Genomic DNA, 23,010 nt, shown 5'->3' with positions numbered 1-23,010 from the left:
TATCCGGTCGAGCGCAAGCCCCCCGCGCGGAGCCGGTCGATCAGTGCTCCGCGCGGCGCACCCCCTTACGCACTCGCGGTCGCCGTCATCAGCGAATGCGCGCGCAACCAGTTCGCGACCGCCGTGCCGATCGCATCGGGCTGATCCTCCGGAGCATGGTGTCCGCCCTGGCCGACCGAGACGACCTCGGCGCTGGCGAAAGTATCGCCAGCCCAGGCGATCACCTCGGGCGAGCCGAGCCCGACCCCGTTGTCCAGCCCCATGAGCAGCTTCGGCACCTCGGGACTCCGGGCTGCCCACTGGTCGTAGTTCTGCACCAGCGCAACCACATCGGCGGGCGAGCCGTCCAATGGGAATTCGCGCGACCAGGCCAGCATCGGCTTGCGCGATTCCGGTGTCGGGAAGGGTGCGCGGTACACATCGTGATCTTCGGGCGACAGGTCGACAACGCCCCTCGGCAGGTTGAACTCGATGAACATATTCTCCTCGAGCACCATTCGCTCGCCCTCGGCCGAGCGGAACTTGCGGAACAGTTCGGCGCCGAGCGGCGGGAGATCGTCCCAGCTCATCGGCCGCAGGAATGTCTCGATCAGTGCGATGCCGCGAATGCGGTCGGGATGCCGTGCGGCCCAGTGCATGCCGAGCGCGCCACCCCAGTCGTGGCCCACGATGACGACCTGATCGAGGCCGAGTGCATCGAACCAGGCGTCCAGGTAGCGGGCGTGATCCTCGAGCCGGTAAGCGCTGTCCGGCTTCCCGGACGCGCCCATGCCGATCAGATCCGGCGCGAGCACCCTGGTTTGCCCGGCGACATGCGGGAGCACATTGCGCCACAGGTGCGATGAGGTGGGGTTGCCGTGCAGGAACACCACCGGTACCGAACCGGCACCGGTATCGGTGTAGTTGATGAACGAGTCGAGAACGTCGACGGTAGCCATGATGCGGGTCCTTCCTTGATCCTGCTCTGTGCCTGCACCCGGTTTCGACACACACTCCGTGCCCGTTGTGACAGCCGCGCGATGTGACGCTCGTCACTCATCGGACCCCACCTGTCGCCGCCCACCCGGAACGGATCTCAACACAACCGCAGGTAAACCTAATTCCGTATGTGAGTAGTACATACTTCAAACACCCATCGCGGCATTCAGGAGATTCTCAGAATTAGGTAAAGGGTTTACAAAGGATTTTGGATTGATCTACTGTCTATCTACGTAAGAACAATGAAGTTCGCACACAGACCGTCACAAGGAGTCACCCGCGGTGCGACGACTCGACGAGACTTCCCTCATCAGCCTCGTGGAGTTGCCCGAACGGATCATCTGGACTGGACACCCGGCCCGTTCACCCGCCAGCGGGACCAACTCCTTCGTGACACGACCACCCCTGAGTCGGCGCCGGCACGGCGACTCGGGGGTGGTTTTGTGTGTGCCGGACACAAACCGCTCAGTCGCATTGCCGCACAGAACGTTCTCCCACTGGATGTGCCGAACGTCATACGTGACAATCACATACGGGACGGGCGGCCGACGGTAGCTTGACGCCCGACAAATTCATCGGTGCGAGGCTAGGAAGTTCGATCGTTGTGAAGTGGTTGTCGTCCAGCCCCGTGCGTCGCGTACTCGCCGTTTGCGCACCCGTCGTCTTGGCCATTGTGGTCGCCGTCGCCTATTCCTTCTTCGACGACTGGACCGGTAAGAGCGGTGGCAAAGCGCCTGGTGCTGCAAGCGCCGCAACGATTTCCGGTAAGGACATCACCGCATTGCTCGGGCAGCTGGTCGACGCGCCGGAAGCAGCGATGGACGGCTACAGCCGCGAGAAGTTCCCACACTGGGATACGAATAAGGCCGAGCACGGATTCGGCACCGAATTCGAGAAGTACAGCAAGTGCACCACCCGAGATGTGATGATGCTGCGCGACGCCACCGGCTCGGTCCAACTCGACCCGAAGACCTGCCAACTCACCGTCGGCAAGGACGGCGGCTGGCGCGACCAGTACGGATTCCTCGACTCGAAGACCGGAAAACTCAAGCCCTACAAGTGGATGACCGATCCGGCGACCGTCGATGCCGAGCACATCGTGCCACTGGCCGAGGCCTGGCGCTCGGGTGCGGACAAGCGCGATGAAGATACCCGCCGCCGCATTGCCAATGACGCCATCAATCTCATCGCCTCCGATCCGTCGGCCAATCGTTCCAAGGGCGATCAGGACGCCGCGAACTATCTGCCGCCGGGAAACTTCCGGTGTGGCTATCTCGAGCACTATGTCAAGATCAAAGTAAAATACGCGCTGACCGTTGATCCCGCCGAACACACCGCACTGCGCAACGCAGTCGATGACTGCGTCCGTCGAGGAGAGTTCAAATAAGCGACATCATCGAGATCTCCGCCAAGGCAGCCGTCATGACCGAAGAGGAAGGGACGGTTTCCGGCGAGCTCGATGTCGCCCTCGACGACACGGGTAAGGGTCTGGTCCGCTATCGCGGCAACGAGACCTGGTACACCATCGGCAATATCGAAGCCGAACCACCGCGCACCTGGACCACGGTTGCCGAACTCGCGGCCGCCATCGAAGCCACCGCGGGAACCCGTGACGTGGCGGGCAATATCGTGCCGTTCGAGGCCTGACCGCCGAGTCATATTGCCGCCGGACGGAGTTCCGGATCGGCCGTACCGAACCCACCTCGGCAAGGTGCCCCATTGCCGCGAGCCGACTGCCACCTCGCAAGGAATACTGCGACACCCATGTGACCGGGCAGATTCGAATCAAGGCGGCCTATCGGCCCTGGATCACCCAGGCCGAAAAGGCCGCCATGACACGCGAACTCAACGGCTGCCCCTGATTCAGGGCATGGTGATGACGACCTTGCCGAACGGATTGTCGTCGCGGAAGTACCGGTAGGCCTCCACCGCCTGATCGAGTGGAAATGTCCGATCGATGACCGGGCGCACGCGATGTTCGGTGATGGTCCGGTTCATCGCCTCGAAATCGTCGCGGCTGCCGACCGCGATCCGGCGGATCGCGAGATACGGTCCGACGAACGGATTCTCCAATGGCTGTCCCTTCGGCAGCTGCGATGCGCCGATCATGGTGATCATCGCGTTGTATCCGGCCGAGCGCACCGATTTCGACAGGGTGGGCAGCCCGACGGCCTCCACCACATGTTCGACACCGTGTCCATCGGTGAGTTCGAGTACCTTCTCGTCCCAGTCGGGTGTCTCGCTCCGGTCGACGGTCTCGTCCGCGCCGAGCTTGTGCAACCGCTCCGCCTTATCCGGGCCCGAGGTGATCGAAATGACCCGGGCACCCAATATTTTCGCGTACTGCACGGCGAACAGCGCAACGGTGCCAGTGCCCACGGTCAGCACCGTCTCACCCGGTCCGACCGGCGCGGGTTTCGTCAGCGCCGCCCAGGCGACGACTCCCGCGCAGGTAAGCGTGGCCGCCTCGATATCGGTGAGATGGTCGGGCACATGCACCACCGAATCCTCTTCGAGCACGGCGTAAGTGGCGAGCATGCCGTTGTAGTTGGCGCCGTACTGTTCGGCGACGTGGGCCAGCCGCTGCGGCCCACTGACGAAGCGCACGAAGTACGTCGCGGTGACCCGGTCGCCGAGCGCGGCGCGAGTCACATTGTCGCCCACGGCGATGACCTCTCCCACACCATCGGAGAGCGGAACGATATCCGGGGTCGCGGGCAGCGGATAGATGCCGTCCATCAGCATCAGATCCCGCCTGTTCACCGAGGCCGCCCGCACCTTGATGACCACCTGATTCGGCCCCGGCACCGGCACCTCCTGCTCCCGGACGGTCAGCCCGGCCAGACCGTGCAGTGGATCGAGGTGGTAGGCAATGGCATTCATGATCTGCTCTCTCAGTTCTCGGTAGCAATCGAAAAATCAGTGGTCGGCACGAACAGCGCCTCGAAGGGGGCGTCACCGACACCGACGGTGACGTGCCCCTGCCCGTCGGTGTCCTCGACATGGACGAGATCGCCGGGGCCGAAGCGCCGCCTGCGACCGTCACTCGTCGTCACCTCGATCAGGCCGCGCAGCATAACGACCCACTGTTCGGCCGGAGCCGGATGCGGGTCGCTATCGAATTGCGCACTGCGCAAATACGTCACGGTCGCCGCCGACGACAATCCGGCAACGGCCATCGCTGGGACGCCCGTGGCCATGGAGCGATCGGCCAAATCCAGTTCGGCGTCGACGAATCGCGAGCCCCCGTCCGCGGTGCGCACGATCCGGCTGTACCGCAACGTCTTCGCCAGTCCGGCCGCACGCACCGCACTCATCGCACGCCCTCGATGAACTGGTGATCGGAGGTGATGCGGCCGTCGGCGTCGAGGCCGATGACCTCGTAGCCGCCACCCGCGATCGAGCCGTCGGCGCGCGCGACCATCGACCATGGCAGGCCGATCAGACCGGCGGGCAGTTCGGTGGGCTCGCCCACCTCGAAGAGGTATTCGCCGGAGGCGACGAACATCTCGTAGGCGCGGGTCACCCGGGCCTGCATCGCGTCGTGGCCGCGCACTTCCAGCGCGGGTACCGCGAAGTTCAGTTGGGCGGCCGCCTGCCGGATCTCCAGCGGCGGATCGACCAGGGTCTGCGCACCGGACGGGGCCCAGATCTCGTGGATCAGCTTGCGGCGCAGTTCCGGGTCGGACTCGTTCCACTGGGCCATGTAGCGCTCGGCGAAGGCGGTCAGGTCGTTGTCATCGAATCGCTTGCTCATGGCTCAGAGTTTTACGAGTACGACGCCGCCGCGCGATTCCCTCCAGGGAATGACACCGATGAAGCGCGCGGGTGGCCCGTTGATTCCCTGTCGGGAATGGCGCGGGTGCGTCGGGTCGGATATCACTGGAGTCATGACCACGGTGGTAGAGCCAAGTCCGTTCGCGCAGCAGTTGCGGCACTGGCGTACGCAACGGCATGTGAGCCAGCTCGACCTGGCTATTCGCGCCGACACCAGCCAGCGCTATCTGAGCTTCCTGGAGCAGGGACGCTCGCGGCCGGGTCGCACCATGGTGGTGCGGCTGGCCGAATCGCTGGGGCTGTCGCTGCGCGAGCGCAACGCTTTGCTGCTCGCCGCGGGATACGCCCCGATATTCCCCGAATCCGACCTGGACACACCGGAATTGGGGCCGGTCCGGACCGCACTGGAGCGCATTCTCGACGGGCACCTGCCCTACCCTGCGGTCGTCACCCGCCCCTACGGCCGACTCGTCGCCGCCAACACCGCCTTCGACATCCTCACCGAAGGGGCCGCGGCGGAACTGATCACCGCGCCGATCAATGTACTCCGCCTGGCCCTACATCCCGATGGGCTGGCCCGACGCGTACAGAACCTGCCCGAATGGGGCCGCCACGTCACCGAAAGCCTGCGTGGCAAAGCCCTGCGCAGCCCGGACACCCAGCTCGACGAGTTCATTGCCGAACTCGAGAGCTACCTCCCCGAAGCCACCCTGGGCCCCGACCACCTCGGCTTCGCCGTCCCCCTACGCCTGAGCAGCCCCGACGGCGAACTCCGCCTGATCACCACGATCACCAGCTTCGCCACCGCCGTCGACATCACCCTCTCCGAACTCCACCTCGAGGCCTTCCTCCCCGCCGACGACCAGACCGCCGAAATCCTCCGCCACCGCGCCGACCAACGCCAAACCAGTGCCGCGTCCAGATAGCTCCTCCCGTCCAGGCAGCGGTCGAAGGTAGTCGAATGGTGGTCACCAAGGTCCGGATTCGACGCCACATGACTACGCTCGGCGAGTAGCCGAAGTGGTGAAGTAGCAAGCTGTCTGGATGGGGGACTAGTGATTTCGCGCTCTCCGCGCACCGAGCGGCCCGCGGGCGCCGCCATGCGTAACCGATGTGCGGGATTTGTCGCGGTGAGTGTGTGCAACAAGAAGCTGCTGGGGCTTGTGGTGCACGTCGCCTAGCGGTTTCGCGCGCATCCGGGCTCGGACGTGATCACTGTCAGGCATCGATGTCACGTTGGACGCGGGAGTTCTCGCCACCGCCAGAGGCGACCACATCCGTCTTCCGCGTCGAGCACTGCCGCAGGCTCGGTGTGCCGAGTCAGAAACCAGCACAGGCAGATATGCGGCGTCAGGTTCTCAACAGATCGAATCGATCGATGCACGAATGGTGCGTGTTCGGACGGCGCCCCTGACGCACCCGGTCACCATCTCCGCCCGGCGGCCCGCAGGTGGTCGTACACCAGGTCGATGTGGGGGCGGGAGGTGGTGCCAGGGCGGCGGACCAGGAAGCCGGTATTGATCGGTGGGTCGTCGGGTTCGAGTAGCGGGACCAAGGTGCCGGCGGCCAGCTCGGCGGTGCAGAGATAGCGCGGGAGGACGCTGATGCCCGCGCCCGCGGCGACCGTCGCGGTGATCGCGCGCAGATCGGCGACTACCACCGAGGGTTCGGCGGTGAGGCGGACGCCGAATACGTGTCGCCAGTAGCGGCGCAGGATCGGTAGGTCGGCGGAGTAGCTGATCAGGGGTAGGCCCGTCAGGACCGCCGGGCCCTCGGTGCGCAACCGTGCGGTGTCGATGCGTTCGGCCATTTCGGGCGCGGCGACCAGGACGAATTCCTCATCGGCGAGCGGTTCGGCGACCAAGGCCCGGCCGCGCGGGCGCACCGTGGACACGATGAGGTCATAGTGTCCGGCGCGCAGCCCGGCCAGCAGTTCGTCGGACAGCCCCGCGGTGACCGTCAGCCGAACACCGCGCGCGATCAAGCGCGCCAGCGCCGGAAGTGCCTGCACCGCAAGCAGTTCGGCGGGTCCGGCCAAACGCACCGGCGGCTGCGGCACCGGTTCGGCGGGCACGGCACGACCAGCGATCCCATCGAGGGCGTCCACCGGCCCGGCCACCCGCGCCGCCAACTCCACGGCCGCCGCCGTCGAAACCACTCCGCGCGGCAGCCGCTCGAACAACCGATAACCCAGCCGCTTCTCCAACGCCTGCAACTGAGTCGTCACCGTCGGCTGCGATAACCCGACCAGCCGAGCGCCCGCCGTCACCGAACCCGCCCGATGCACCGCCAGGAATGTCCGCAGCTGATTCAAATCGAGATTGCCATCGGAATCCCTATTGCTCACGCACCAAGTGTATTTCTCTCCCGATGTTCGAACAGCCCGTTCCCGAGCACGGCCCCGCGCTCGACCATCCGAAATCCGTGCCCGGTTCGGCCCGCCGGATCGCAAGCGTCAACGCGGCTGCACGGCCGCGAGGACTTCCGGCCCACGGTCCGACAACCGCCGCTCGGCGAGGCGAACACCGAGAACCGCACCCATGACCCCGATCGCGATCCCCAGCGGCAGCGCCAGCCACTGCACAGCGGTGAGGTCGAAAACTCGGCCGATGACCAGCACGATCAGTACGGGAATGGCTGCGACCAGTTGGCCCAAACTGGTGCTGATTTGGACCAGAGCCTTCGCACAGCCCGGATTTCCGGAGGAGGCGAAGGGATTTCCGGTTCGCGGCGGCAGCGGATAGGGCGCGGTAACCGAGAGGAATACCGCGGAACCTGCACCGACGCCGAGCACGACGAACAGTAGCGACAGCGTCCAGGGGTACATCGACCAGCGGCCGAGCGCACCCGGCAACACCACCGCGAGCAGCAGCGTCGGCAGGCCGATCACCAACAGCAGCGCCAGCAGTCGTCCGCGCACATCCGCGCGCACCGTACCGGGTGTCACCAAGGTCTGCCAGAGCGCGGTGCCGTCGTAGCCGTAGAGATTATTGGCGGCCAGCCCCGCGAACCATGCCGCACTCACACCGGCGAACACCACACCACGCGAACTGTCGCCCTGTATTGCCGGAAATACCGGCAGCAGCGCTCCGACCAACAACACCGGCAGCAGCGCCGCACGCCGTCGGCTATCGCGCGACCAGGTCCGCAACTCCTTGACCACTACCGCACCGACCGGCCCGCTCGGCCGCACCCGGCCCAGCAACATCCCCCGCCCGGCGGCACCGGATGTCGCTCCCATCGGCGCGATCAGCCGCCGCCGCAACAGCACCGACCACGCCTGCCACAGCACCGCCGTCAGCGCGAACAGCCCGGCGAGTGCGAGCAGCGCGAACAACCAATCGCCACGCGCCGCGGCGGCCACCGCATCGGGCGCCCAGCCGGAGGGCAGGACGCGCAGCAGATCCGCCAGCCATGGTGCCGATTCCCGCACCGCCTTCACGTGATTCAGCAGGAAGCTCAACGGGTAGTAGGCCAGCCCCGCCAGACCGGCGAGCAGCACCCCGAGATCGCGTCCCCGCCGCGACCGCATCGCCGCGCCGATCCACGCCAGCACCACGCGCGAGAGCACCACCACGAAGATCAACTGCAGCACCACACCGACCAGCGCGACCACGGCCGCACCCCAACTCAGTTGCACCGCAAGCACGATCAGCCCGGAGAAGGCCAGCAGGTTGATCACCGGCGCTGGCCCGACGAAGGCCGCGGCCAAAAGCCCGGTGGCCAACTGCCGATGGCTCAGCGGCAGCAGCCGCAGCTGTTCGGGCTGCACGGTCTCATCACTGCTGCCCGTGAGCACCGGTCCGCACAGCCAGCCGAGCGTCCAGATGCCGTACCAGGCGGCGGCGACGGTGATGCCACCGGCCACATCGCCGTCGCGAACCGCGAATCCGGTGAGGCCCGCCGTGCCCAGGGCGAAGACGAGACCGATCACAACGCCACTGACGAATGTGACCCCCTGCCAGCCATTGCCCAACGCACGCTTGGTCAGCAGCAACCGCATCCGGATCAGGACGCCAACCACGACAGCCCGTCCTCCCCGCCGACCCGGCCGCCGACCAACTGCACGAATGCCGCTTCCAGGCTGCTGTCCCCGCGCACCTCGTCGAGGGTGCCAACCGCCACCACCCGCCCCGCGGTGATCACCGCGACGCGGTCGCACAGGTTCTCCACCAGCGCCATCACATGACTCGACAGCACCACCGCACCGCCCGCCGCGACAAACCGCTGCAGAATGGTCCGAATCGTGCTCGCGGACACCGGATCCACCGCCTCGAACGGTTCGTCGAGCACCAGTAGTTTCGGCGCGTGCAACAGCGCCGCGGCCAACCCGATCTTCTTGCGCATGCCCGCGGAGTAATCGATGACGAGAGTGCGTTCGGCACCGGTCAATTCGAATACCCCGAGCAATTCCTCGGCCCGCTCGGAAACCGTCTTCGCGGGCAGACCGCGCAGTAAGCCGGTGTAGGTCAACAGTTCTCGTCCGGTCAGACGTTCCGGTAGTGCCAGCCCGTCCGGCAGCACACCCGCCAGTGTCTTCGCGGCGACCGGATCGGCCCACACATCGACGCCGAAGATATGCGCCTGTCCACCGTCGGGCCGCAATAGCCCGCAGGCCATCGACAAGGTGGTCGTCTTGCCAGCGCCGTTCGGGCCGACCAGCCCGAAGAACGAGCCCGGCGGCACTGTGAGGCCGACATTGTCGACCACCCACGGACCACCGAATCGCTTGTACAGCCCGGTCAATTGCAGCGCAGGATCGGTATGCACTATCCCCCCTGAGTTTCGATTCCCATCTTCCACCATACGGATGATGCGGCCGTCGGGTTCGAAACCGGAACCGAATGTTGCCTGCCCCCACATCGGGGGACAGGCAACATCCCGCTACGCCCTTGAAGCGGCCAACTCCCGCTGCACCGGCGCATCCCAATCGATCCGATACCGCTGCTCGGCACCCATCGTCTTCTCCAGGTTCATCCCCTTCATCAGCAGCGGCATCAGCAATGGCATCATCCGGCGCGCCACCGGCCCCGGTGTCTTGCTGTGGTTGATCTTGCGCCCCCGGGCCGTGACACTCTCCACCCGCGGCCGCCGCAACCCTTCATAGGCGGCGAAGGCCGCGCTGTGCCCGGGCAGGTCCCGCAGGCACCGCGCCAACTGCACCGCGCTCTCGATGGCCATCGACGCCCCCTGGCCCGAACTATTGGATGGCGCGTGCACCGAATCCCCGACCAGTACCATGCGTCCCCGGTGCCAGGTCGGCACCGACGGCATAATGTGGAGTGCCCCAGTCGTTTCCAGATTTGCCGCAGTGGTCTTTCTGGCGAATTCACCGCCCGGGGTGTCCTCGGCATAGGTCTCCCGCAGGATTCGCAACCAGTGCTCGGCTGGAATCGCCCGCGCCTCGGTCAGCGTCAGGTACTCCTTGTGCGGCAGGTTGGCGCCCCACATGATCTTATCGTCGCCGACCGTTCCGTAGAGGTAGTAGGCCTTCTTCCCGAATGCGAAAACCATTGTCTCCGGGGCGAGTCCGATTTCATTGTCGATCATCGCGCCGAATCCGATCATACCGGTGTACTCGGGTCCCGGATTCTTCGGATCGATCAGACCGCGCACGGTGGATCGAATGCCGTCCGCGCCGATCAGCACATCGGCGGTGGCGGAACTGCCATCGGCAAAGTGCGCGGTAATGCCGTCGGCATCCTCATCGACGCTTACGAGTCGCTTGTTGTACTCGAAGGGAATACCCGTGGCGACCGCGTGGTCGTGCAGCGTCCGGTGTAATTCGTTGCGGTCGACAATTTTCAACGATGGCACGTCCGGAATGTCCGGCATCCGCAGCACTTTGCCGCCGACCGACATTTGGGTATGCGATACCGGGCTCGCGATCGCGTGGAACAAATCGCCAGCGCCGATAATGTCAAGGGCGGCAACACCATTCGGCGCCAGAGCCAGCCCGCTGCCGACGCCGAACGTCGGACCGGGATAGGCCTCGTAGACGCGGGCAGCAATGCCCGCCTTGTGCAGTGCGGTGGCGGTGACCGGTCCGGCGATACCACCGCCGATGACAATGGCTGTTTCTGTGGTGGACATGGGTGTACTCCAATGTGTGCGATACGGGTTCATTCGAAGCCCGAACCGACCGCCCCACCGCACACCCAGTTATCCTGTGGTTGCCAGCCTTGTAGCCGGGTGCGCGCATGCGGACGCGGTTCGAGACGGTTTCATCGGGCTCGGCGGCGGTGTTGCCGCACCCCGCCGGGCCTGGTCTCAACTGATCGCTCCGCCCGGTGCCTGCCGGAATCCGGAGCGCACGTCTATTCCGTGATCCCCCTTTCCACCAGCTCGCCGACCTCGGCGGGCGTCATGCCGACGGCATGCATATGCCGCCAGAGATCGACACCGGGAAATGCGCCAGCGGCGATCTCGTCACGCAGCGACGCCGCCCACTCGGCCTCGGCTTCCAGCATCGCCACGCCGTATTCGGCTTCGATGACGAACAGCCTGGGCAGATTGGCTGCCGCGAGTTGATCGAGTTCTCGGCGCGCAGCGTCGATGGTGCGGCTCAGCGCGCCGATGCGCTGGCCGAGTAACTCGACGACCTCGTCCGGCGGCAGCCCCGCCGCGACGGAGAGTCCGGCGATGAACCGGTTGGGCTCCGGTTCCGGTTCGGCGATCAATTCCCTTGTCCAGTTGGCCATTTCGACCCGACCGGCATCGGTGATCGCATAGATCGTGCGTTCCGGCCGAGCACCGTCGCGCTCACTGCCGACAACCTCGAGGAAGCCCGCCTTCTCCATGTTCTGCACCACGGTGTACAGCGAACCCCACTTGACGTCCATATCGCGGTCCTTGCCGCGCTCACGGATCTTCGACGCGATTTCATAGCGGTGCATCGGCCGTTCGATGACAGCGGCGAGCACCGCCAGCGCCAGCAGATTGTTCACTTTGCGCTTCGTGGCCATGGGCACCTCCTTACTCGTCTACGAATATACGTCTACGAGTATTCGGGCGCAAGTATTAGACGTGCGCGACTTCCTGCTCCCTGGCCTGCTCATCGAGGATTTTGGCGGCGATATTCGCCAGGGCCTGATCGAGCAGCGCCCGGTCGGCGGGATCGGAGCAGTCCCAGTCGTCGAGCCGGGCGCCGAGCCAGCGCTGCCACGATGCCCGGATCCGGTCGACTTCGGCCCGGCCCGTATCCGTAAGCCGCAGGCCACCAGCGTCTTCGGTCAGAAATCCGCGGCCGATCACCCGGTCGTAGATCGGTTCGATGACCTCATCCGGTAGCTTGTGCACCTCCGCGATCGCGTCGAGGGTCGCCGCACCCCTGATCCGGGTGTGCAGGTAGACCTGCCCCAGCGCCCAGGCTTCGCCGCGACTCAGATCACTGCCCGCGTCGGCGAGGATGCGCGGAGCGACGGGTCCCTCGGCCCGCGCCTTCCGCATGGTGTCCGAGACGGCACGCTCCAGGTACACCAAGCGGTCCGAGGGCTCCGGCATCGAAAAGCCCTCGCCCACATCCGTCGCACCCGCCCGCGCGCTATCGCGCAGCGGCACCTCCTTCAGGAACCAGGCGACTACGAATCCGGCCAGCGCGACCGGCACCACCCACAGGAAAACGTGATCGATGGAATCGGCGTATGCGTCGATGATCGGCGCCGACACCTCGGTCGGCAGCGCCCGCAAGGACTGCGGATTCGCGGCGACCTCCGGTGACACGACCCGGACCTGCATGAGCGCATCGGTTAGATTGGGACCGATCTGATCGGTGTACAACGTTCCGAAAATGGCGGTGCCGAAGGCACTTCCGACCGTGCGGAAGAAGGCGACACCCGAGGTCGCGGTGCCGAGCTGGGCATAGGGCACGGTGTTCTGCACGACGATGGTCAGCACCTGCATGGTCAGGCCGAGGCCGAGCCCCAGCACGAGCATGTACAGCGATTCCAACCACACGCTGGTGGTCCGGCCCATGGTCGACATCAGATACAGCCCGAGCGCCATCACCAGCGTGCCCACGATCGGGAAGTACTTGTAGCGACCGGTCTGGCCGACCACCTGCCCGGAGATGATCGATGTGACGAACAACCCGACCACCAGCGGCAAGGTGCGCACCCCGGATACGGTCGCCGAAACACCGTTCACGTACTGCAGATACGCGGGCAGATAGGTCATTGAACCGAGCATCGCGAACCCGACGATAAAGCTGAGGATCGAGCACACGGTGAAGACGCGGCTGCGGAACAGCCCCATCGGCAGCATCGGCTCCCTGGCCTGCAACTCCACCGCGACGAATGTGGCCAGCAGCACCACCGCGGCCGCGAACAGGCCGATGATCATCGGTGAGCCCCACGGATACTCCTGTCCGCCCCACTCCAGCCCGAGGATCAGACAGGAGACACCGGCCGCGACCAGCCCGATACCCGCGTAGTCGATGATCGGCTTGACGACGGCCCGCATCCGAGGAATCGTGCGCGCAGCCATCGCGATCATGATCACCGCGACTGGCACATTGACGTAGAAACACCACCGCCAGCTGGCGTGGTCGGTGAACAACCCGCCCAATGTCGGGCCGATCACCGTGGTGACGCCGAAGACCGCGCCGAGCGCACCCTGATATTTGCCGCGCTGCCGCAGCGGAATGGTGTCGGCGATCAGCGCCATCGCGGTGACCATCAGGCCGCCGGCGCCGAAACCCTGGATGCCGCGGGCGATGATCAGCAGCGTCATCCCGTTCGCCAGGCCCGCGATCATCGAACCGACAATGAAGATCAGCGCGCTGAGCTGGAAGATCAGCTTGCGACCGAAGAGGTCGCCGAGTTTGCCCGCCAGCGCGGTCGCCACCGCCTCCGCCAGCAGATACGCCGTGACCACCCACGCCATCCGCCCGGCCTCCCCGAGATCGGCGACGATCGTGGGCAATGCGGTGGACACGATCGTCTGATCCAAGGCCGCCAGCAACATGCCCAGCACAATCGTGGCGAACACGATATTGGTCTTGGCCTTGCTCAACGGTTCAGGAACTTTTTCGGCGACAGCGAGTGCACCGGTCATTGACCCAGTATGGTCGGTTGCCGTCATTCCAGTTATCCAGCGACACGGCAGCGAACCACCCGGCAACCACTCGAATCCGCGATCCGATGCGCGCCACCCTTCCCCCGAAACTTACTCCAGAGTAAGGTCAGCTCATGGCGTGGAAACCGAATGAAATACCCGACCAGAGCGGGCGTACCTTCATTGTGACCGGAGCCAATGGCGGCCTCGGCGTCGAGACCACCACCGTGCTGGCGAGCAAGGGTGCCACGGTGGTCATGGCCTGCCGCAATGTCGCGAAGGCGCAGCCGATCGCCGACCGGATCGATGGCGATATCCGGGTCGAGCGACTGGATCTGGCGGATCTGGCATCGGTGCGCGAATTCGCCGACAAGACCGGCGAATTCGATGTGCTCATCAATAATGCCGGTCTGATGAACGTCCCGTTCTCGCGCACCAAGGACGGATTCGAGACCCAGTTCGGCGTCAACCACCTCGGCCATTTCGCACTGACCGGACTGCTGCTCGATCGCCTGCGCGATCGGGTGGTGAGCCTGGCGAGCATCGCGCACAAGCAGACCCCGAAACTCTGGATCGACGATCTCAACTACGAGCACCGTCGCTACCGGCGCAACCTCGCCTACGCCCAGGCCAAACTCGCCAACCTGATGTTCGCCCGCGAACTGCAGCGACGGCTGACCGAGGCCGCATCGACCAAACGCTCCTACGCAGTGCACCCCGGCGTCTCCGCGACCGATCTGTTCGCCAGGACCGAGACCCCGCTGGACCGGTTCAGCAAACCGTTCATCCGCATCATCGGCCAGCCCCCGGCCAAGGCCGCCCAGTCCACCCTGTTCGCGGCCACCATGCCCGATGCCGATCCCACCATCTACTGGGGTCCGAACCGTTTGTTCCAGACCCAGGGCCCGGTCGAGCCCTCGCCGTCGAGCAAACTCTCGAACAACCCGGAGCTGCTGCGCCGCCTCTGGGAGGAATCCGAGCGGATGACCGGGATCACCTACAAGTTCTGAAGGCGCGACCGCGCCGCCGACCTGCTCCTACGTACCGTGTAGTAGACGGGTACCGTAGTAACCGTGTCCGCTCCACCTCGCCGCTCGGCACACAATCGCCCGGCCCTTATTGTGCTGGTGATCGTGGCCGCCCTCGCCTGTCTGGCCTTGGGATGGTGGCAGTGGCAGCGGTTCGAATCGGCCAGCGGTACCGGCCAGAATCTCGGCTACGCACTGCAGTGGCCGCTGTTCGCCGGATTCGCGGTCTTCGCGTACTTCCGGTTCGTGCGACTGGAGACCGAATCCGAATCGGAGGAGGACGCGCAGGAGCCGACGGCCGAGCAGGCTCCGGCGAAGGCGGCACGGACCTTGGCGCGGCGATCCGCGAAAGCCGATGCGCCGCGCGAGATTCCGGCGGGCCTGCTGCCCGAGCGCCCCAAGGCCATCCGGGACGAAGATCCGGAACTCGCCGAATACAACAGGTATCTGGCCGAGCTACACGCCAGCGACATCGACCAACAAGTCCGGGATGCGGGCCTACACGCCCGCGACACGCAGAGGAGCGCCGGTTGACCACCAGCGAGAACTCAACCGAATCCAGCCAGGCGCTGACGGCCGAGGCGGCGCGGCCCAGCGCCCCCGCCGCGAGCACCAGCGTCGCGAAGATCAGGCCCGCGCTGCTGCGCTACCGCGTCCTCGCCTGGACGACCGGCCTGTGGCTGCTGCTGCTGAGCGGCGAGGTGATCGCGAAGTACGGCTTCGACGTGCACACCCCGAGCTGGATCGCGGTCGTGCACGGCTGGGTCTACTTCATCTACCTGCTGGTCACCGCCGACCTCGCGGTCAAGGTGCGCTGGCCGATCCTGCGCACGGTCGGCACGCTGATCGCGGGCACCATCCCGCTGCTGTCCTTCTTCGTCGAGCACGTCAACGCGAACAAGGTCAAGCGAGACTTCGACCTCTGACCCGCCGACAACCGCTGTCGGATCAGGCCAGGGCCGACAGCGCGGGCAGGAGTTGAGTGAGGGCGCGGCCGCGATGCGAGACCGCGTCCTTTTCCGCCGGGGTCAGCTGAGCGGCACTGATATCGCCGCCCGCCGGAATGAATAGCGGGTCGTAGCCGAAACCGCCATCCCCAGCGGGCTTGCGGCCGATCGAGCCGGGCCATTCACCACGCACCACGGTCTCGGCGCCGCCGGGCACCACCAGCGCGCAGGTGGAGACGAACCGCGCGCCGCGCCGCTCATCCGGCACATCACCGAGTTGGGCCAGCAACAGCGCGTTATTTGCCGCGTCATCGCCGTGCCTCCCGGACCAGCGCGCGGACAGCACACCGGGCATTCCGTTCAGCGCGTCCACCTCGATACCGGAATCATCTGCCACACAAGGCAATCCGGTCGCGGCCGCACCGTCGCTGGCCTTCGCGAGCGCATTCTCCTCGAAGGTCGCGCCGGTCTCGGGCGCCTCGTCGTAGGCGGGCACATCATCGAGCCCGACGATCTCGATGCCCGCGATACCCGCGTCGGCGAGAATCCGACGCAATTCGTTCAGCTTTTTGGCATTGCGGCTGGCGACCAGGACGCGGCGCGACATCACTTCTTCTTCGACTCGGACGGCTGCGGCAGCACGCCGGGGTAGGGCAGCGCCAGTGCCTCTTTCTGCACCGTGAACAGCCGCTCACATCCGGCGAGTGCCGCGTCGAGCATCTTGTCCAGTGTGGAGCGCGGGAAGGTGGCGCCCTCGCCGGTGCCCTGGATCTCCACCAGGGTGCCGGTATCGGTGGCGACCACATTCATATCGACCTCGGCGCGCGAATCCTCTTCGTACGGCAGGTCCAGTCGTACCCGACCGTCGACGACGCCGACACTCACCGCCGCGATCGCGCACGAGATCGGCTGCGGGTCGGCCAATCCGCCCGCCGCGCCGAGGTAGGTGACCGCATCCGAGAGCGCGACATACGCACCGGTGATGGCCGCGGTCCTGGTGCCGCCATCGGCCTGCAGCACATCGCAGTCGATGGCGATGGTGTTCTCACCGATGGCCGCCAGATCGATGCAGGCGCGCAGCGACCGGCCGACCAACCGGCTGATCTCCTGGGTGCGCCCGCCGACCTTGCCCTTCACCGATTCCCGTCCGCTGCGGGTATGCGTTGCCGCGGGCAGCATCGCGTACTCGGCGGTCAACCAGCCGAGCCCGGAATCGCGACGCCACGGGGGCACGCCCTCGGTGACGCTCGCGGTGCACATCACTCGGGTCTGCCCGAACTCCACCAGCACCGAACCGGCTGGATGCGTGGTGAATCCACGGGTGATCCGTACCTCGCGGAGCTCATCGTCCGCCCTGCCATCGGCTCGTCTCGACACGCGCCAAGCCTAGTCATATGGCCCGCCGCGCGCGGCAACCGGTCAGATGTCGAAGGTTTCGCCTGGTGCCACGGCGTGCACCGGCCCGGAGAACTGGGCCTTCGCCTCGGCGATCACATCCTCGCGCGACGTCCACGGCGGAATGTGGGTGAGCAGCAACTCTTTCACGCCCGCGCGCGCCGCGATCATGCCCGCCTCGGCGCCGGACAGATGGATGCCGGGCGGCCGATTCGCCGGATCGTGCGTCCACGACGCCTCCGACATCAGGATGTCGGCATCCTGCGCGAGTTCGAGTACCGCGTCGCACATCGCGGTGTCGCCGGTGTAGACGAAGGTCCGTCCGGCCGCAGTCGAGATGCGCAGTCCATAGGACTCCGGCGGGTGATACATCCGGCGCGCGAGCACGGTATGGCCCGGACCGAATTCGACCGCCTCGCCCTCGACCCACGTCCGGTGATCGATGACGTCGGACCAGTCGTCGCATTCGCCGCCGACCTCGGCCGAGGCATTGCCGATGCGCACCGGGCTATCCGACGGACCGCGCACGATCGCCCGCCCCATCGGGGGTGTCGGGTGGTAGCGCCGCCAGACCAGCAGGCCGGGCAGATCCAGGCAGTGATCGGCGTGCAGGTGGGTGAGAAAGATATCGACCTCACCGGGATCGGCATAGCGCTGCAGTGCGCCGAGCACACCCGGCCCGAAATCGATGACCACCGGCGACATATCCGGCCCGGTCAGCAGGTACCCCGACGCAGGGGAGTCCGGGCCGGACACGCTGCCCGAGCACCCGAGGACGGTAAGGCGCATTCCCCCATGCTCCCACGACGATTTCTCACTCAAGAACCGATCCCCCACATTCCGCTACGAGTCGCGTGGATCCGCGACTACGCATTGACTCCGGCTCGATCCCCGCGACGGTGTCGACGTTCATCACCAGAGAGTACCCAGCCAGCAAGCACTCCACCCACCGCCCCGAAAAGATGCCCCTGCCAAGAGATTCCGGGCTGTCCGGGCAGCACACCCCACAGCACCGACCCGTAGATCGCCAGCACCACCAAGCCGATTCCGATCTGGGCGATATTGCGGGCGAACCAGCCACGCGAGATCAGGAAGGTGAGCCAGCCGAAGATCAGCGAGGACGCGCCGAGATGCACCGATCCGGTGGCACCGGTGAGCCAGACACCGACACCGGCCACGATCCAGATGATCGCGGTGGCGGCCAGTCCGCGTCCGATGCCCGCGAGCAGAGTGATGAAGCCGAGCACGAGCACCGGAAGCGTATTGGCGAACAGATGATCCCAACCGTGGTGCAGGACCGGTGCCCAGAGGATTCCCCACAGGCCATCGGCCTCGCGCGGCTCGATGCCGTTGTAGTCGAGTTTATTGTCGTCGAGGGTGTCGACGCCTTCGATGCCATAGAGCAGGGCGACGAATGCGGTGATGATGACACCCGCGCGCAGCCAGAGCTGTTCGACGGGAGCGAAGTTGCTCGATTTCGCCGGAGTCGGCACACCGGGAGTCGATCCGATCGGCTGACCCAATTGGGCGCGCAGTGCGGCGATCCGCTCCGGATCGAACGACGAACCGATTCCGCCGGTCATCGCAACCTCCTCGTCGAGCGAGTCCCGGGCCGTCGAGATATACCCGCCAGGGCTCGCTCTTTCGAGGGTACCGGGACAAATCGCGCCCGGATCGGATCTCGATTCAGGCCCAGAGCTGGCCGTCGAGGCGCTCTTCCGCCTCTTCCAGAGTCCCGTCATAAGCGCCGGTGGACAGGTACTTCCACCCGCCGTCGGCAACGATGAACGCGATATCCGCCCGCTGACCGGCGCGCACGCACTTACGCGCGACGCCGAGCGCCGCGTGCAGGATCGCGCCGGTCGAAATGCCCGCGAATATGCCCTCTTCCAGCACCAGCTCGCGCGTGCGTTTCACCGCGTCGAACGGGCCGACCGAAAAGCGTGTGGTCAGCACGGACTCGTCGTAGAGCTCGGGAATGAAGCCCTCATCGATATTGCGCAGTCCGTAAACCAGTTCGCCATAGCGCGGTTCGGCCGCGACGATCTCGATGCCGGGCACCTTTTCCCGCAGGAACCGCCCGGTCCCCATCAGCGTGCCGGTGGTGCCGAGGCCCGCGACGAAATGGGTGATCTCGGGCAGGTCGGCCAGGATCTCCGGGCCGGTGGTCTCGTAGTGCGCCAGCGCGTTCGCCGGATTGCCGTACTGGTAGAGCATCACCCAGTCCGGATTCTCCGCGGCGATCTGCTTGGCCAATGCGACCGCCTGATTCGAACCGCCAGCGGCCGGGGAATCGATGATCTCCGCGCCGAACATGGTCAGCAGCTGACGACGCTCGACCGAGGTGTTCTCCGGCATCACGCAGACCAGCCGGTAGCCCTTGAGTTTGGCCGCCATGGCCAGCGAGATACCGGTATTGCCGCTGGTCGGCTCCAGGATCGTGCAACCGGGCGTGAGCCGGCCGTCGGCCTCGGCCTGTTCGATCATCCGCAGGGCCGGGCGGTCCTTGATGGAACCCGTCGGGTTGCGGTCCTCGAGCTTGGCCCACAGCCGCACCGGGTGCTCCCCGTCCCACTGCGGGGACAGATTGCGCAGCCCGACCAGCGGGGTGTTGCCGAGGGTCGCGATCAGCGATTCATAGCGCGCCACGGGTCGATCAGCCTCCGGCGACGGCGGGCAGGATGGTGACGCTCGCACCCTCCGGCACCTCCGCCTCGAGGCCGCCCGCGAAGCGCACGTCCTCGTCGTCGACGTAGATATTGACGTAGCGGTTCAGCTTGCCGTCCTTGAGCAGCCGCTCGGCGAGGCCGGGATGGTTCGCGTCGAGGTTCTCGATCAGCGCGGACAGGGTCGAGCCCTGCGCGTCGACGCGCTTCTCGCCTCCGGTCAGGCCACGCATGATGGTCGGGATGGACACGGTTACCGGCACGGGGACTCCTCGAATTCGACGAACATGGCCTGAAAATTTCTGAACATGGGCCTAAGCGGTCTCGTACGCATCGACGACCTCGACCGGCTCCTCGGTGACCACACCATCGACGATCCGGTAGCTGCGCAGCTCGTGCTGCTCGGGATCGCGGGTGGAGATCAGCACATAATGCGCGAACGGCTCGGACGCGTAGGAGATGTCGGTGCGGCTCGGGTAGGCCTCGGTGGCGGTGTGCGAGTGATAGATCACCACCGGGGTCTCATCGGCGTCGTCCATGGCCCGCCACACCTTCAGCTGTTCACCGGAGTCGAACCGGTAGAAGGTCGGCGAGCGCTCGGCATTGACCATGGCGATGAACCGCTCGGGTCGATCCGACCCATCCGGACCGGCGATGACGCCGCACGCCTCATCCGGGTGATCGGCGCGCGCATGCGCGACCATCGCCTCGACGAGGTCGGCCCTTATCACCAGCACGAGTCAAACCCTTCCGCATTTCGGCACCGCAAATGCCGACATATCGCACCCGACAACGACCAAGAATATTCGGCTATTCCCGGCCACCTGTCGGCCGGTACCCTTCCGTCGGCCACGCTCCCGGTGCCCGCACAGACCGGAGATCGAGCGTCGGCAACCCGAAGTTCCCGCCACCCGCGCCCGGACCAGCGCGGTTCCCAAGTCACACGGACACTTTCGCGGTCATCCGCCCTATCACGTCCGACGCCGACGCGCGCCGATTGCCGCAGTCGCCGTCCACAGCCCGCGACAGGAGCTGGGCCGACAGTCGTGGGCCATGCTGGATCAGCGCGGAAAGAGGTCGGAGTAGGCGGGGATGCCCGCGACGGAGCGCGCGCAGAGGATGGCGTCCACAATGGCGCGTTCTACGCACACCGCCGCGGCGGTACAGACGGCGTCCAGGACCAGCAGATCGGCCGGGAAGGCCGGGGGCATCGGCAGGGTGGTGATCTCGGCGGTGCCGGTGGCGAGGGCGAACAGGGTGTCGCCGTCCAGGGGCGAGTGGGCCGGGCGGATGGCGCGGGCGAGGCCGTCATGGGCGGTGGCGGCCATGCGCTGGCAGCCCGCGGGGTCCAGGGGTGCGTCGGTGGCGACCACGCCGATGGTGGTGTTGAGGACGGTGCCCTTGACCGGGAGTGCGTTGGCCGCGGCCAGTTGGTCCACAGTTGCCGGGTGCAGCCCGAAGTGCTCGGGACCGTCGGTGCCGACGCCCCAGGGCAGGCCGGTGCGCGGGTCGAAGACCGAGCCGACGGGGTTGGCGACGATCAGCGCCGAGACGGTGACGCCCGCGCCGGGACCCGCACCGAGCACCACGCTCGCGGTGCCGACGCCGCCCTTGATCGAACCGGCACGCGCGCCGACCCCGGCCCCGACCGAACCGCGCTCGAAGTCGACCGCCGCCGCCTCGGCCGCCAGGAACCCGAAGTCGGCGGTCGGGCGAATGCCCCAGTCCCCCACCGGAAGATCGAAGATGACCGCGGCGGGCACGATGGGCACCACGCGGTTCCGATCGGCCGGATCCATCGGGATGCCCTCGCGATGTTCCTCCAGCCAGCGCATTACGCCGTCGGCGGCTGCGAGTCCGTAGGCGCTACCGCCGGTGAGCAGAATCGAATTCACTTGGCGCACAGTGTTGCCCGGGTCGAGCAGATCGGTTTCCCTGGTCCCCGGCCCACCGCCGCGCACATCGACCGCGGCGATGGCACCGCCGGGCGCGTGCACCACGGTGCAGCCGGTCGCCGCGCCGGAACCCAGCGTCGCGTTCGGATCGAGCGCGTGCTGGTGACCGACCAGCAGCCCGGTGACATCGGTGAGCGAATTCCGTATTCCCGCTTGCGCATTCACAGCTGCTGCTCCTGACTACTCGGCACCGATCCAGGATGGCGTCTTCCGGCCAGCGGCGGCGCGGTCAGGGTGCGAGGGCCTGCAGCAGCGAATCCTGCATCCAGGTCAACCAGTGGTACACATCCAGATGCGGCCCGCGCGGGTCGTCGGGTTCGAGGTGATCGGGTGTGTCGGCATCGATTCCGAGCACCGTGCCCAATGCCAGCCGCACATCGGTGAGCGCGGTCAACCAGGCATCGGCCTGCTCGGGGGTCAGCACGATCTTCCCGCCGTCGGTGGGCACCGTATTCAGCACCACCGACCCCGCGGCCAGCTTGGCGTCGATGATCTCCGGTTCGTGCAGGCCGCGCAGGGCGCTATTGAGATCGGCGCGGTCGGCGTCGGGGGAACCGGGTTCGCTGCGGTGGAAGTCCGGCAGCAGCCGGTGCAGCCGGGGATCCTCGGGCGGCGTCGTATTGCCGCTACGCAACCCGGTCAGTTCGGTGAGCTCGTCGGCGGGCGCGGATTCGGCCCGCTCGGTCAGCAGCCCGGAGACCGCACCGACCAGGGACCGCAGCACGCTAGCCTCACGCGCGTCCATCTCGGATCGCAGCTTGAGGCCGCTCAGCGAGTTCTTCCGGCTCCACTTCCGCACTGACGTCAGCGTAGTCGTACGATCAGTCATCCCGTTGCATGGTCGCCCAGAGGCCCGCCGCGTGCAGCCTTCGCACGTCCTGTTCCATCTTGTCCCGCGAACCCGACGACACCACTGCCTTGCCCTCGTTGTGCACCTTGAGCATCAGTTCGGTCGCCTTCGCTTTGCTGTAGCCGAACAGCTTCTGGAAGATGTAGGCGACATAGTGCATGAGGTTGACCGGATCGTCCCAGACGACCGTCACCCACGGACGGTCCTCGGCCTCCAGGATCTCGGTGTACTCGACCGCTTCCGGAGTCGCCTGTGCCGCCGACAGTGTCGCGTTCGCTTTGCACAAGGCCATAACACTCAGGGTACGACTCGACTCCGGATACACAACACCCGCACACCTGGATTTGGCAGACGCCCCGG

General features: G+C 66.2%; 26 protein-coding genes. 6 read left to right on the top strand and 20 right to left on the bottom strand.

Annotated elements, in window-relative coordinates:
* Window positions 1–65: 65 nt before the first annotated feature.
* A complete protein-coding gene (locus tag ABZ293_RS19480) occupies window positions 66–938 on the bottom strand; it encodes a haloalkane dehalogenase (RefSeq protein ID WP_355182391.1) in 873 nt (290 codons plus the stop codon).
* 644 nt (window positions 939–1,582) lie between these two features.
* On the opposite strand from ABZ293_RS19480, the gene ABZ293_RS19475 reads away from it, so the two are divergent.
* On the top strand, window positions 1,583–2,365 hold the full coding sequence (locus tag ABZ293_RS19475) for an HNH endonuclease family protein (protein ID WP_355182389.1): 783 nt from the start codon (window positions 1,583–1,585) through the stop codon (window positions 2,363–2,365).
* 35 nt (window positions 2,366–2,400) lie between these two features.
* Window positions 2,401–2,625, top strand: a complete 225-nt coding sequence (locus ABZ293_RS19470; RefSeq protein WP_355182387.1) for a hypothetical protein — start codon at window positions 2,401–2,403, stop codon at window positions 2,623–2,625.
* 216 nt (window positions 2,626–2,841) lie between these two features.
* Here the strand turns inward: ABZ293_RS19470 and ABZ293_RS19465 are convergent, their stop codons facing one another.
* From ABZ293_RS19465 to ABZ293_RS19455, 3 genes are read right to left on the bottom strand one after another with little or no spacing between them, the layout of a single operon-like run.
* On the bottom strand, window positions 2,842–3,861 hold the full coding sequence (locus ABZ293_RS19465) for an NAD(P)-dependent alcohol dehydrogenase (RefSeq protein WP_355182385.1): 1,020 nt from the start codon (window positions 3,859–3,861) through the stop codon (window positions 2,842–2,844).
* An 11-nt stretch (window positions 3,862–3,872) separates the two neighbouring features.
* On the bottom strand, window positions 3,873–4,295 hold the full coding sequence (locus ABZ293_RS19460; protein ID WP_355182383.1) for a hypothetical protein: 423 nt from the start codon (window positions 4,293–4,295) through the stop codon (window positions 3,873–3,875).
* Entirely contained in the window at window positions 4,292–4,735 is a 444-nt protein-coding gene (locus ABZ293_RS19455; RefSeq protein WP_354954952.1) for a hypothetical protein, read from the bottom strand. The genes ABZ293_RS19460 and ABZ293_RS19455 overlap by 4 nt, the downstream gene beginning before the upstream one ends.
* Before the next feature lie 133 nt (window positions 4,736–4,868).
* On the opposite strand from ABZ293_RS19455, the gene ABZ293_RS19450 reads away from it, so the two are divergent.
* Complete coding sequence (locus ABZ293_RS19450) at window positions 4,869–5,681, top strand: helix-turn-helix transcriptional regulator (RefSeq protein ID WP_355182381.1); 813 nt, start codon at window positions 4,869–4,871, stop codon at window positions 5,679–5,681.
* Between the two features lie 497 nt (window positions 5,682–6,178).
* Here the strand turns inward: ABZ293_RS19450 and ABZ293_RS19445 are convergent, their stop codons facing one another.
* The 6 genes from ABZ293_RS19445 to ABZ293_RS19420 all read right to left on the bottom strand — a co-directional run bounded on the left by ABZ293_RS19445 (window position 6,179) and on the right by ABZ293_RS19420 (window position 13,809).
* Window positions 6,179–7,102: a LysR family transcriptional regulator gene (locus ABZ293_RS19445; protein WP_355182379.1), complete on the bottom strand. Its 924-nt coding sequence runs from the start codon at window positions 7,100–7,102 to the stop codon at window positions 6,179–6,181.
* Window positions 7,103–7,210: 108 nt separating this feature from the next.
* A complete protein-coding gene (locus ABZ293_RS19440) occupies window positions 7,211–8,779 on the bottom strand; it encodes a hypothetical protein (RefSeq protein WP_355182377.1) in 1,569 nt (522 codons plus the stop codon).
* Window positions 8,764–9,561 carry an ABC transporter ATP-binding protein gene (locus ABZ293_RS19435; protein WP_354954945.1) on the bottom strand — a complete coding sequence of 266 codons (798 nt, stop codon included), beginning with the start codon at window positions 9,559–9,561 and terminating at the stop codon, window positions 8,764–8,766. The genes ABZ293_RS19440 and ABZ293_RS19435 overlap by 16 nt, the downstream gene beginning before the upstream one ends.
* Before the next feature lie 78 nt (window positions 9,562–9,639).
* Entirely contained in the window at window positions 9,640–10,848 is a 1,209-nt protein-coding gene (locus ABZ293_RS19430) for an FAD-dependent monooxygenase (RefSeq protein ID WP_355182375.1), read from the bottom strand.
* Window positions 10,849–11,072: 224 nt separating this feature from the next.
* Window positions 11,073–11,720: a PadR family transcriptional regulator gene (locus tag ABZ293_RS19425; protein ID WP_355182373.1), complete on the bottom strand. Its 648-nt coding sequence runs from the start codon at window positions 11,718–11,720 to the stop codon at window positions 11,073–11,075.
* A 55-nt stretch (window positions 11,721–11,775) separates the two neighbouring features.
* A complete protein-coding gene (locus tag ABZ293_RS19420; protein ID WP_355182371.1) occupies window positions 11,776–13,809 on the bottom strand; it encodes an MDR family MFS transporter in 2,034 nt (677 codons plus the stop codon).
* A 134-nt stretch (window positions 13,810–13,943) separates the two neighbouring features.
* Between ABZ293_RS19420 and ABZ293_RS19415 the strand changes: the two genes are divergently transcribed.
* The 3 genes from ABZ293_RS19415 to ABZ293_RS19405 all read left to right on the top strand — a co-directional run bounded on the left by ABZ293_RS19415 (window position 13,944) and on the right by ABZ293_RS19405 (window position 15,763).
* Window positions 13,944–14,819 carry an oxidoreductase gene (locus ABZ293_RS19415; protein WP_355182369.1) on the top strand — a complete coding sequence of 292 codons (876 nt, stop codon included), beginning with the start codon at window positions 13,944–13,946 and terminating at the stop codon, window positions 14,817–14,819.
* A gap of 63 nt (window positions 14,820–14,882) precedes the next feature.
* Window positions 14,883–15,371 (top strand): transcriptional regulator, encoded by a 489-nt coding sequence (locus tag ABZ293_RS19410; RefSeq protein ID WP_355182367.1) that lies wholly within the window; start codon window positions 14,883–14,885, stop codon window positions 15,369–15,371.
* A gap of 35 nt (window positions 15,372–15,406) precedes the next feature.
* Window positions 15,407–15,763 carry a DUF3817 domain-containing protein gene (locus tag ABZ293_RS19405; RefSeq protein WP_355182692.1) on the top strand — a complete coding sequence of 119 codons (357 nt, stop codon included), beginning with the start codon at window positions 15,407–15,409 and terminating at the stop codon, window positions 15,761–15,763.
* Between the two features lie 22 nt (window positions 15,764–15,785).
* Here ABZ293_RS19405 and rdgB read toward each other — a convergent pair whose 3' ends face one another.
* The 10 genes from rdgB to clpS form a co-directional block, all read right to left on the bottom strand.
* Window positions 15,786–16,391, bottom strand: coding sequence for an RdgB/HAM1 family non-canonical purine NTP pyrophosphatase (rdgB, locus tag ABZ293_RS19400; protein ID WP_355182365.1), 606 nt, complete (start codon window positions 16,389–16,391; stop codon window positions 15,786–15,788).
* On the bottom strand, window positions 16,391–17,161 hold the full coding sequence (gene rph / locus ABZ293_RS19395) for a ribonuclease PH (RefSeq protein WP_354954931.1): 771 nt from the start codon (window positions 17,159–17,161) through the stop codon (window positions 16,391–16,393). Before rph ends, rdgB begins: the two co-directional genes overlap by 1 nt.
* A 42-nt stretch (window positions 17,162–17,203) precedes the next feature.
* Window positions 17,204–17,968, bottom strand: a complete 765-nt coding sequence (locus ABZ293_RS19390) for a cyclic nucleotide-degrading phosphodiesterase (protein ID WP_355182690.1) — start codon at window positions 17,966–17,968, stop codon at window positions 17,204–17,206.
* 77 nt (window positions 17,969–18,045) lie between these two features.
* On the bottom strand, window positions 18,046–18,762 hold the full coding sequence (locus tag ABZ293_RS19385) for a rhomboid family intramembrane serine protease (protein WP_355182363.1): 717 nt from the start codon (window positions 18,760–18,762) through the stop codon (window positions 18,046–18,048).
* Between the two features lie 103 nt (window positions 18,763–18,865).
* The gene (locus ABZ293_RS19380; RefSeq protein WP_355182361.1) at window positions 18,866–19,828 is read right to left on the bottom strand and encodes a cysteine synthase; all 963 of its coding nucleotides are present in this window, start codon (window positions 19,826–19,828) and stop codon (window positions 18,866–18,868) included.
* A 7-nt stretch (window positions 19,829–19,835) separates the two neighbouring features.
* Entirely contained in the window at window positions 19,836–20,108 is a 273-nt protein-coding gene (locus ABZ293_RS19375; protein WP_354954923.1) for a MoaD/ThiS family protein, read from the bottom strand.
* 51 nt (window positions 20,109–20,159) lie between these two features.
* Window positions 20,160–20,582: a M67 family metallopeptidase gene (locus ABZ293_RS19370; protein ID WP_355182360.1), complete on the bottom strand. Its 423-nt coding sequence runs from the start codon at window positions 20,580–20,582 to the stop codon at window positions 20,160–20,162.
* A gap of 324 nt (window positions 20,583–20,906) precedes the next feature.
* Window positions 20,907–21,965 (bottom strand): P1 family peptidase, encoded by a 1,059-nt coding sequence (locus tag ABZ293_RS19365; RefSeq protein WP_355182358.1) that lies wholly within the window; start codon window positions 21,963–21,965, stop codon window positions 20,907–20,909.
* Between the two features lie 64 nt (window positions 21,966–22,029).
* On the bottom strand, window positions 22,030–22,599 hold the full coding sequence (locus ABZ293_RS19360) for a DUF2017 domain-containing protein (RefSeq protein WP_355182356.1): 570 nt from the start codon (window positions 22,597–22,599) through the stop codon (window positions 22,030–22,032).
* 22 nt (window positions 22,600–22,621) lie between these two features.
* Window positions 22,622–22,942: an ATP-dependent Clp protease adapter ClpS gene (gene clpS, locus ABZ293_RS19355; protein ID WP_355182354.1), complete on the bottom strand. Its 321-nt coding sequence runs from the start codon at window positions 22,940–22,942 to the stop codon at window positions 22,622–22,624.
* Between the last annotated feature and the right edge of the window lie 68 nt (window positions 22,943–23,010).

This window comes from Nocardia sp. NPDC005998, assembly GCF_040614395.1.
GTDB lineage: Bacteria > Actinomycetota > Actinomycetes > Mycobacteriales > Mycobacteriaceae > Nocardia.
The sequence above is the reverse complement of the archived record's forward strand: the minus strand, read 5'-3'. Positions and strand labels throughout refer to the sequence as shown.

Bases quoted from the DNA above. Each gene is read 5' to 3' on its own strand.
- ABZ293_RS19430 (WP_355182375.1), bottom strand. From the start codon at position 10,848: ATGTCCACCACAGAAACAGCCATTGTCATCGGCGGTGGTATCGCCGGA.
- ABZ293_RS19460 (WP_355182383.1), bottom strand. From the start codon at position 4,295: ATGAGTGCGGTGCGTGCGGCCGGACTGGCGAAGACGTTGCGGTACAGC.
- ABZ293_RS19435 (WP_354954945.1), bottom strand. From the start codon at position 9,561: ATGGTGGAAGATGGGAATCGAAACTCAGGGGGGATAGTGCATACCGAT.
- ABZ293_RS19470 (WP_355182387.1), top strand. From the start codon at position 2,401: ATGACCGAAGAGGAAGGGACGGTTTCCGGCGAGCTCGATGTCGCCCTC.
- ABZ293_RS19480 (WP_355182391.1), bottom strand. From the start codon at position 938: ATGGCTACCGTCGACGTTCTCGACTCGTTCATCAACTACACCGATACC.
- ABZ293_RS19425 (WP_355182373.1), bottom strand. From the start codon at position 11,720: ATGGCCACGAAGCGCAAAGTGAACAATCTGCTGGCGCTGGCGGTGCTC.
- ABZ293_RS19420 (WP_355182371.1), bottom strand. From the start codon at position 13,809: ATGACCGGTGCACTCGCTGTCGCCGAAAAAGTTCCTGAACCGTTGAGC.
- ABZ293_RS19465 (WP_355182385.1), bottom strand. From the start codon at position 3,861: ATGAATGCCATTGCCTACCACCTCGATCCACTGCACGGTCTGGCCGGG.
- ABZ293_RS19415 (WP_355182369.1), top strand. From the start codon at position 13,944: ATGGCGTGGAAACCGAATGAAATACCCGACCAGAGCGGGCGTACCTTC.
- rdgB (WP_355182365.1), bottom strand. From the start codon at position 16,391: ATGTCGCGCCGCGTCCTGGTCGCCAGCCGCAATGCCAAAAAGCTGAAC.
- ABZ293_RS19390 (WP_355182690.1), bottom strand. From the start codon at position 17,968: ATGCGCCTTACCGTCCTCGGGTGCTCGGGCAGCGTGTCCGGCCCGGAC.
- ABZ293_RS19455 (WP_354954952.1), bottom strand. From the start codon at position 4,735: ATGAGCAAGCGATTCGATGACAACGACCTGACCGCCTTCGCCGAGCGC.
- ABZ293_RS19450 (WP_355182381.1), top strand. From the start codon at position 4,869: ATGACCACGGTGGTAGAGCCAAGTCCGTTCGCGCAGCAGTTGCGGCAC.
- clpS (WP_355182354.1), bottom strand. From the start codon at position 22,942: ATGGCCTTGTGCAAAGCGAACGCGACACTGTCGGCGGCACAGGCGACT.
- ABZ293_RS19385 (WP_355182363.1), bottom strand. From the start codon at position 18,762: ATGACCGGCGGAATCGGTTCGTCGTTCGATCCGGAGCGGATCGCCGCA.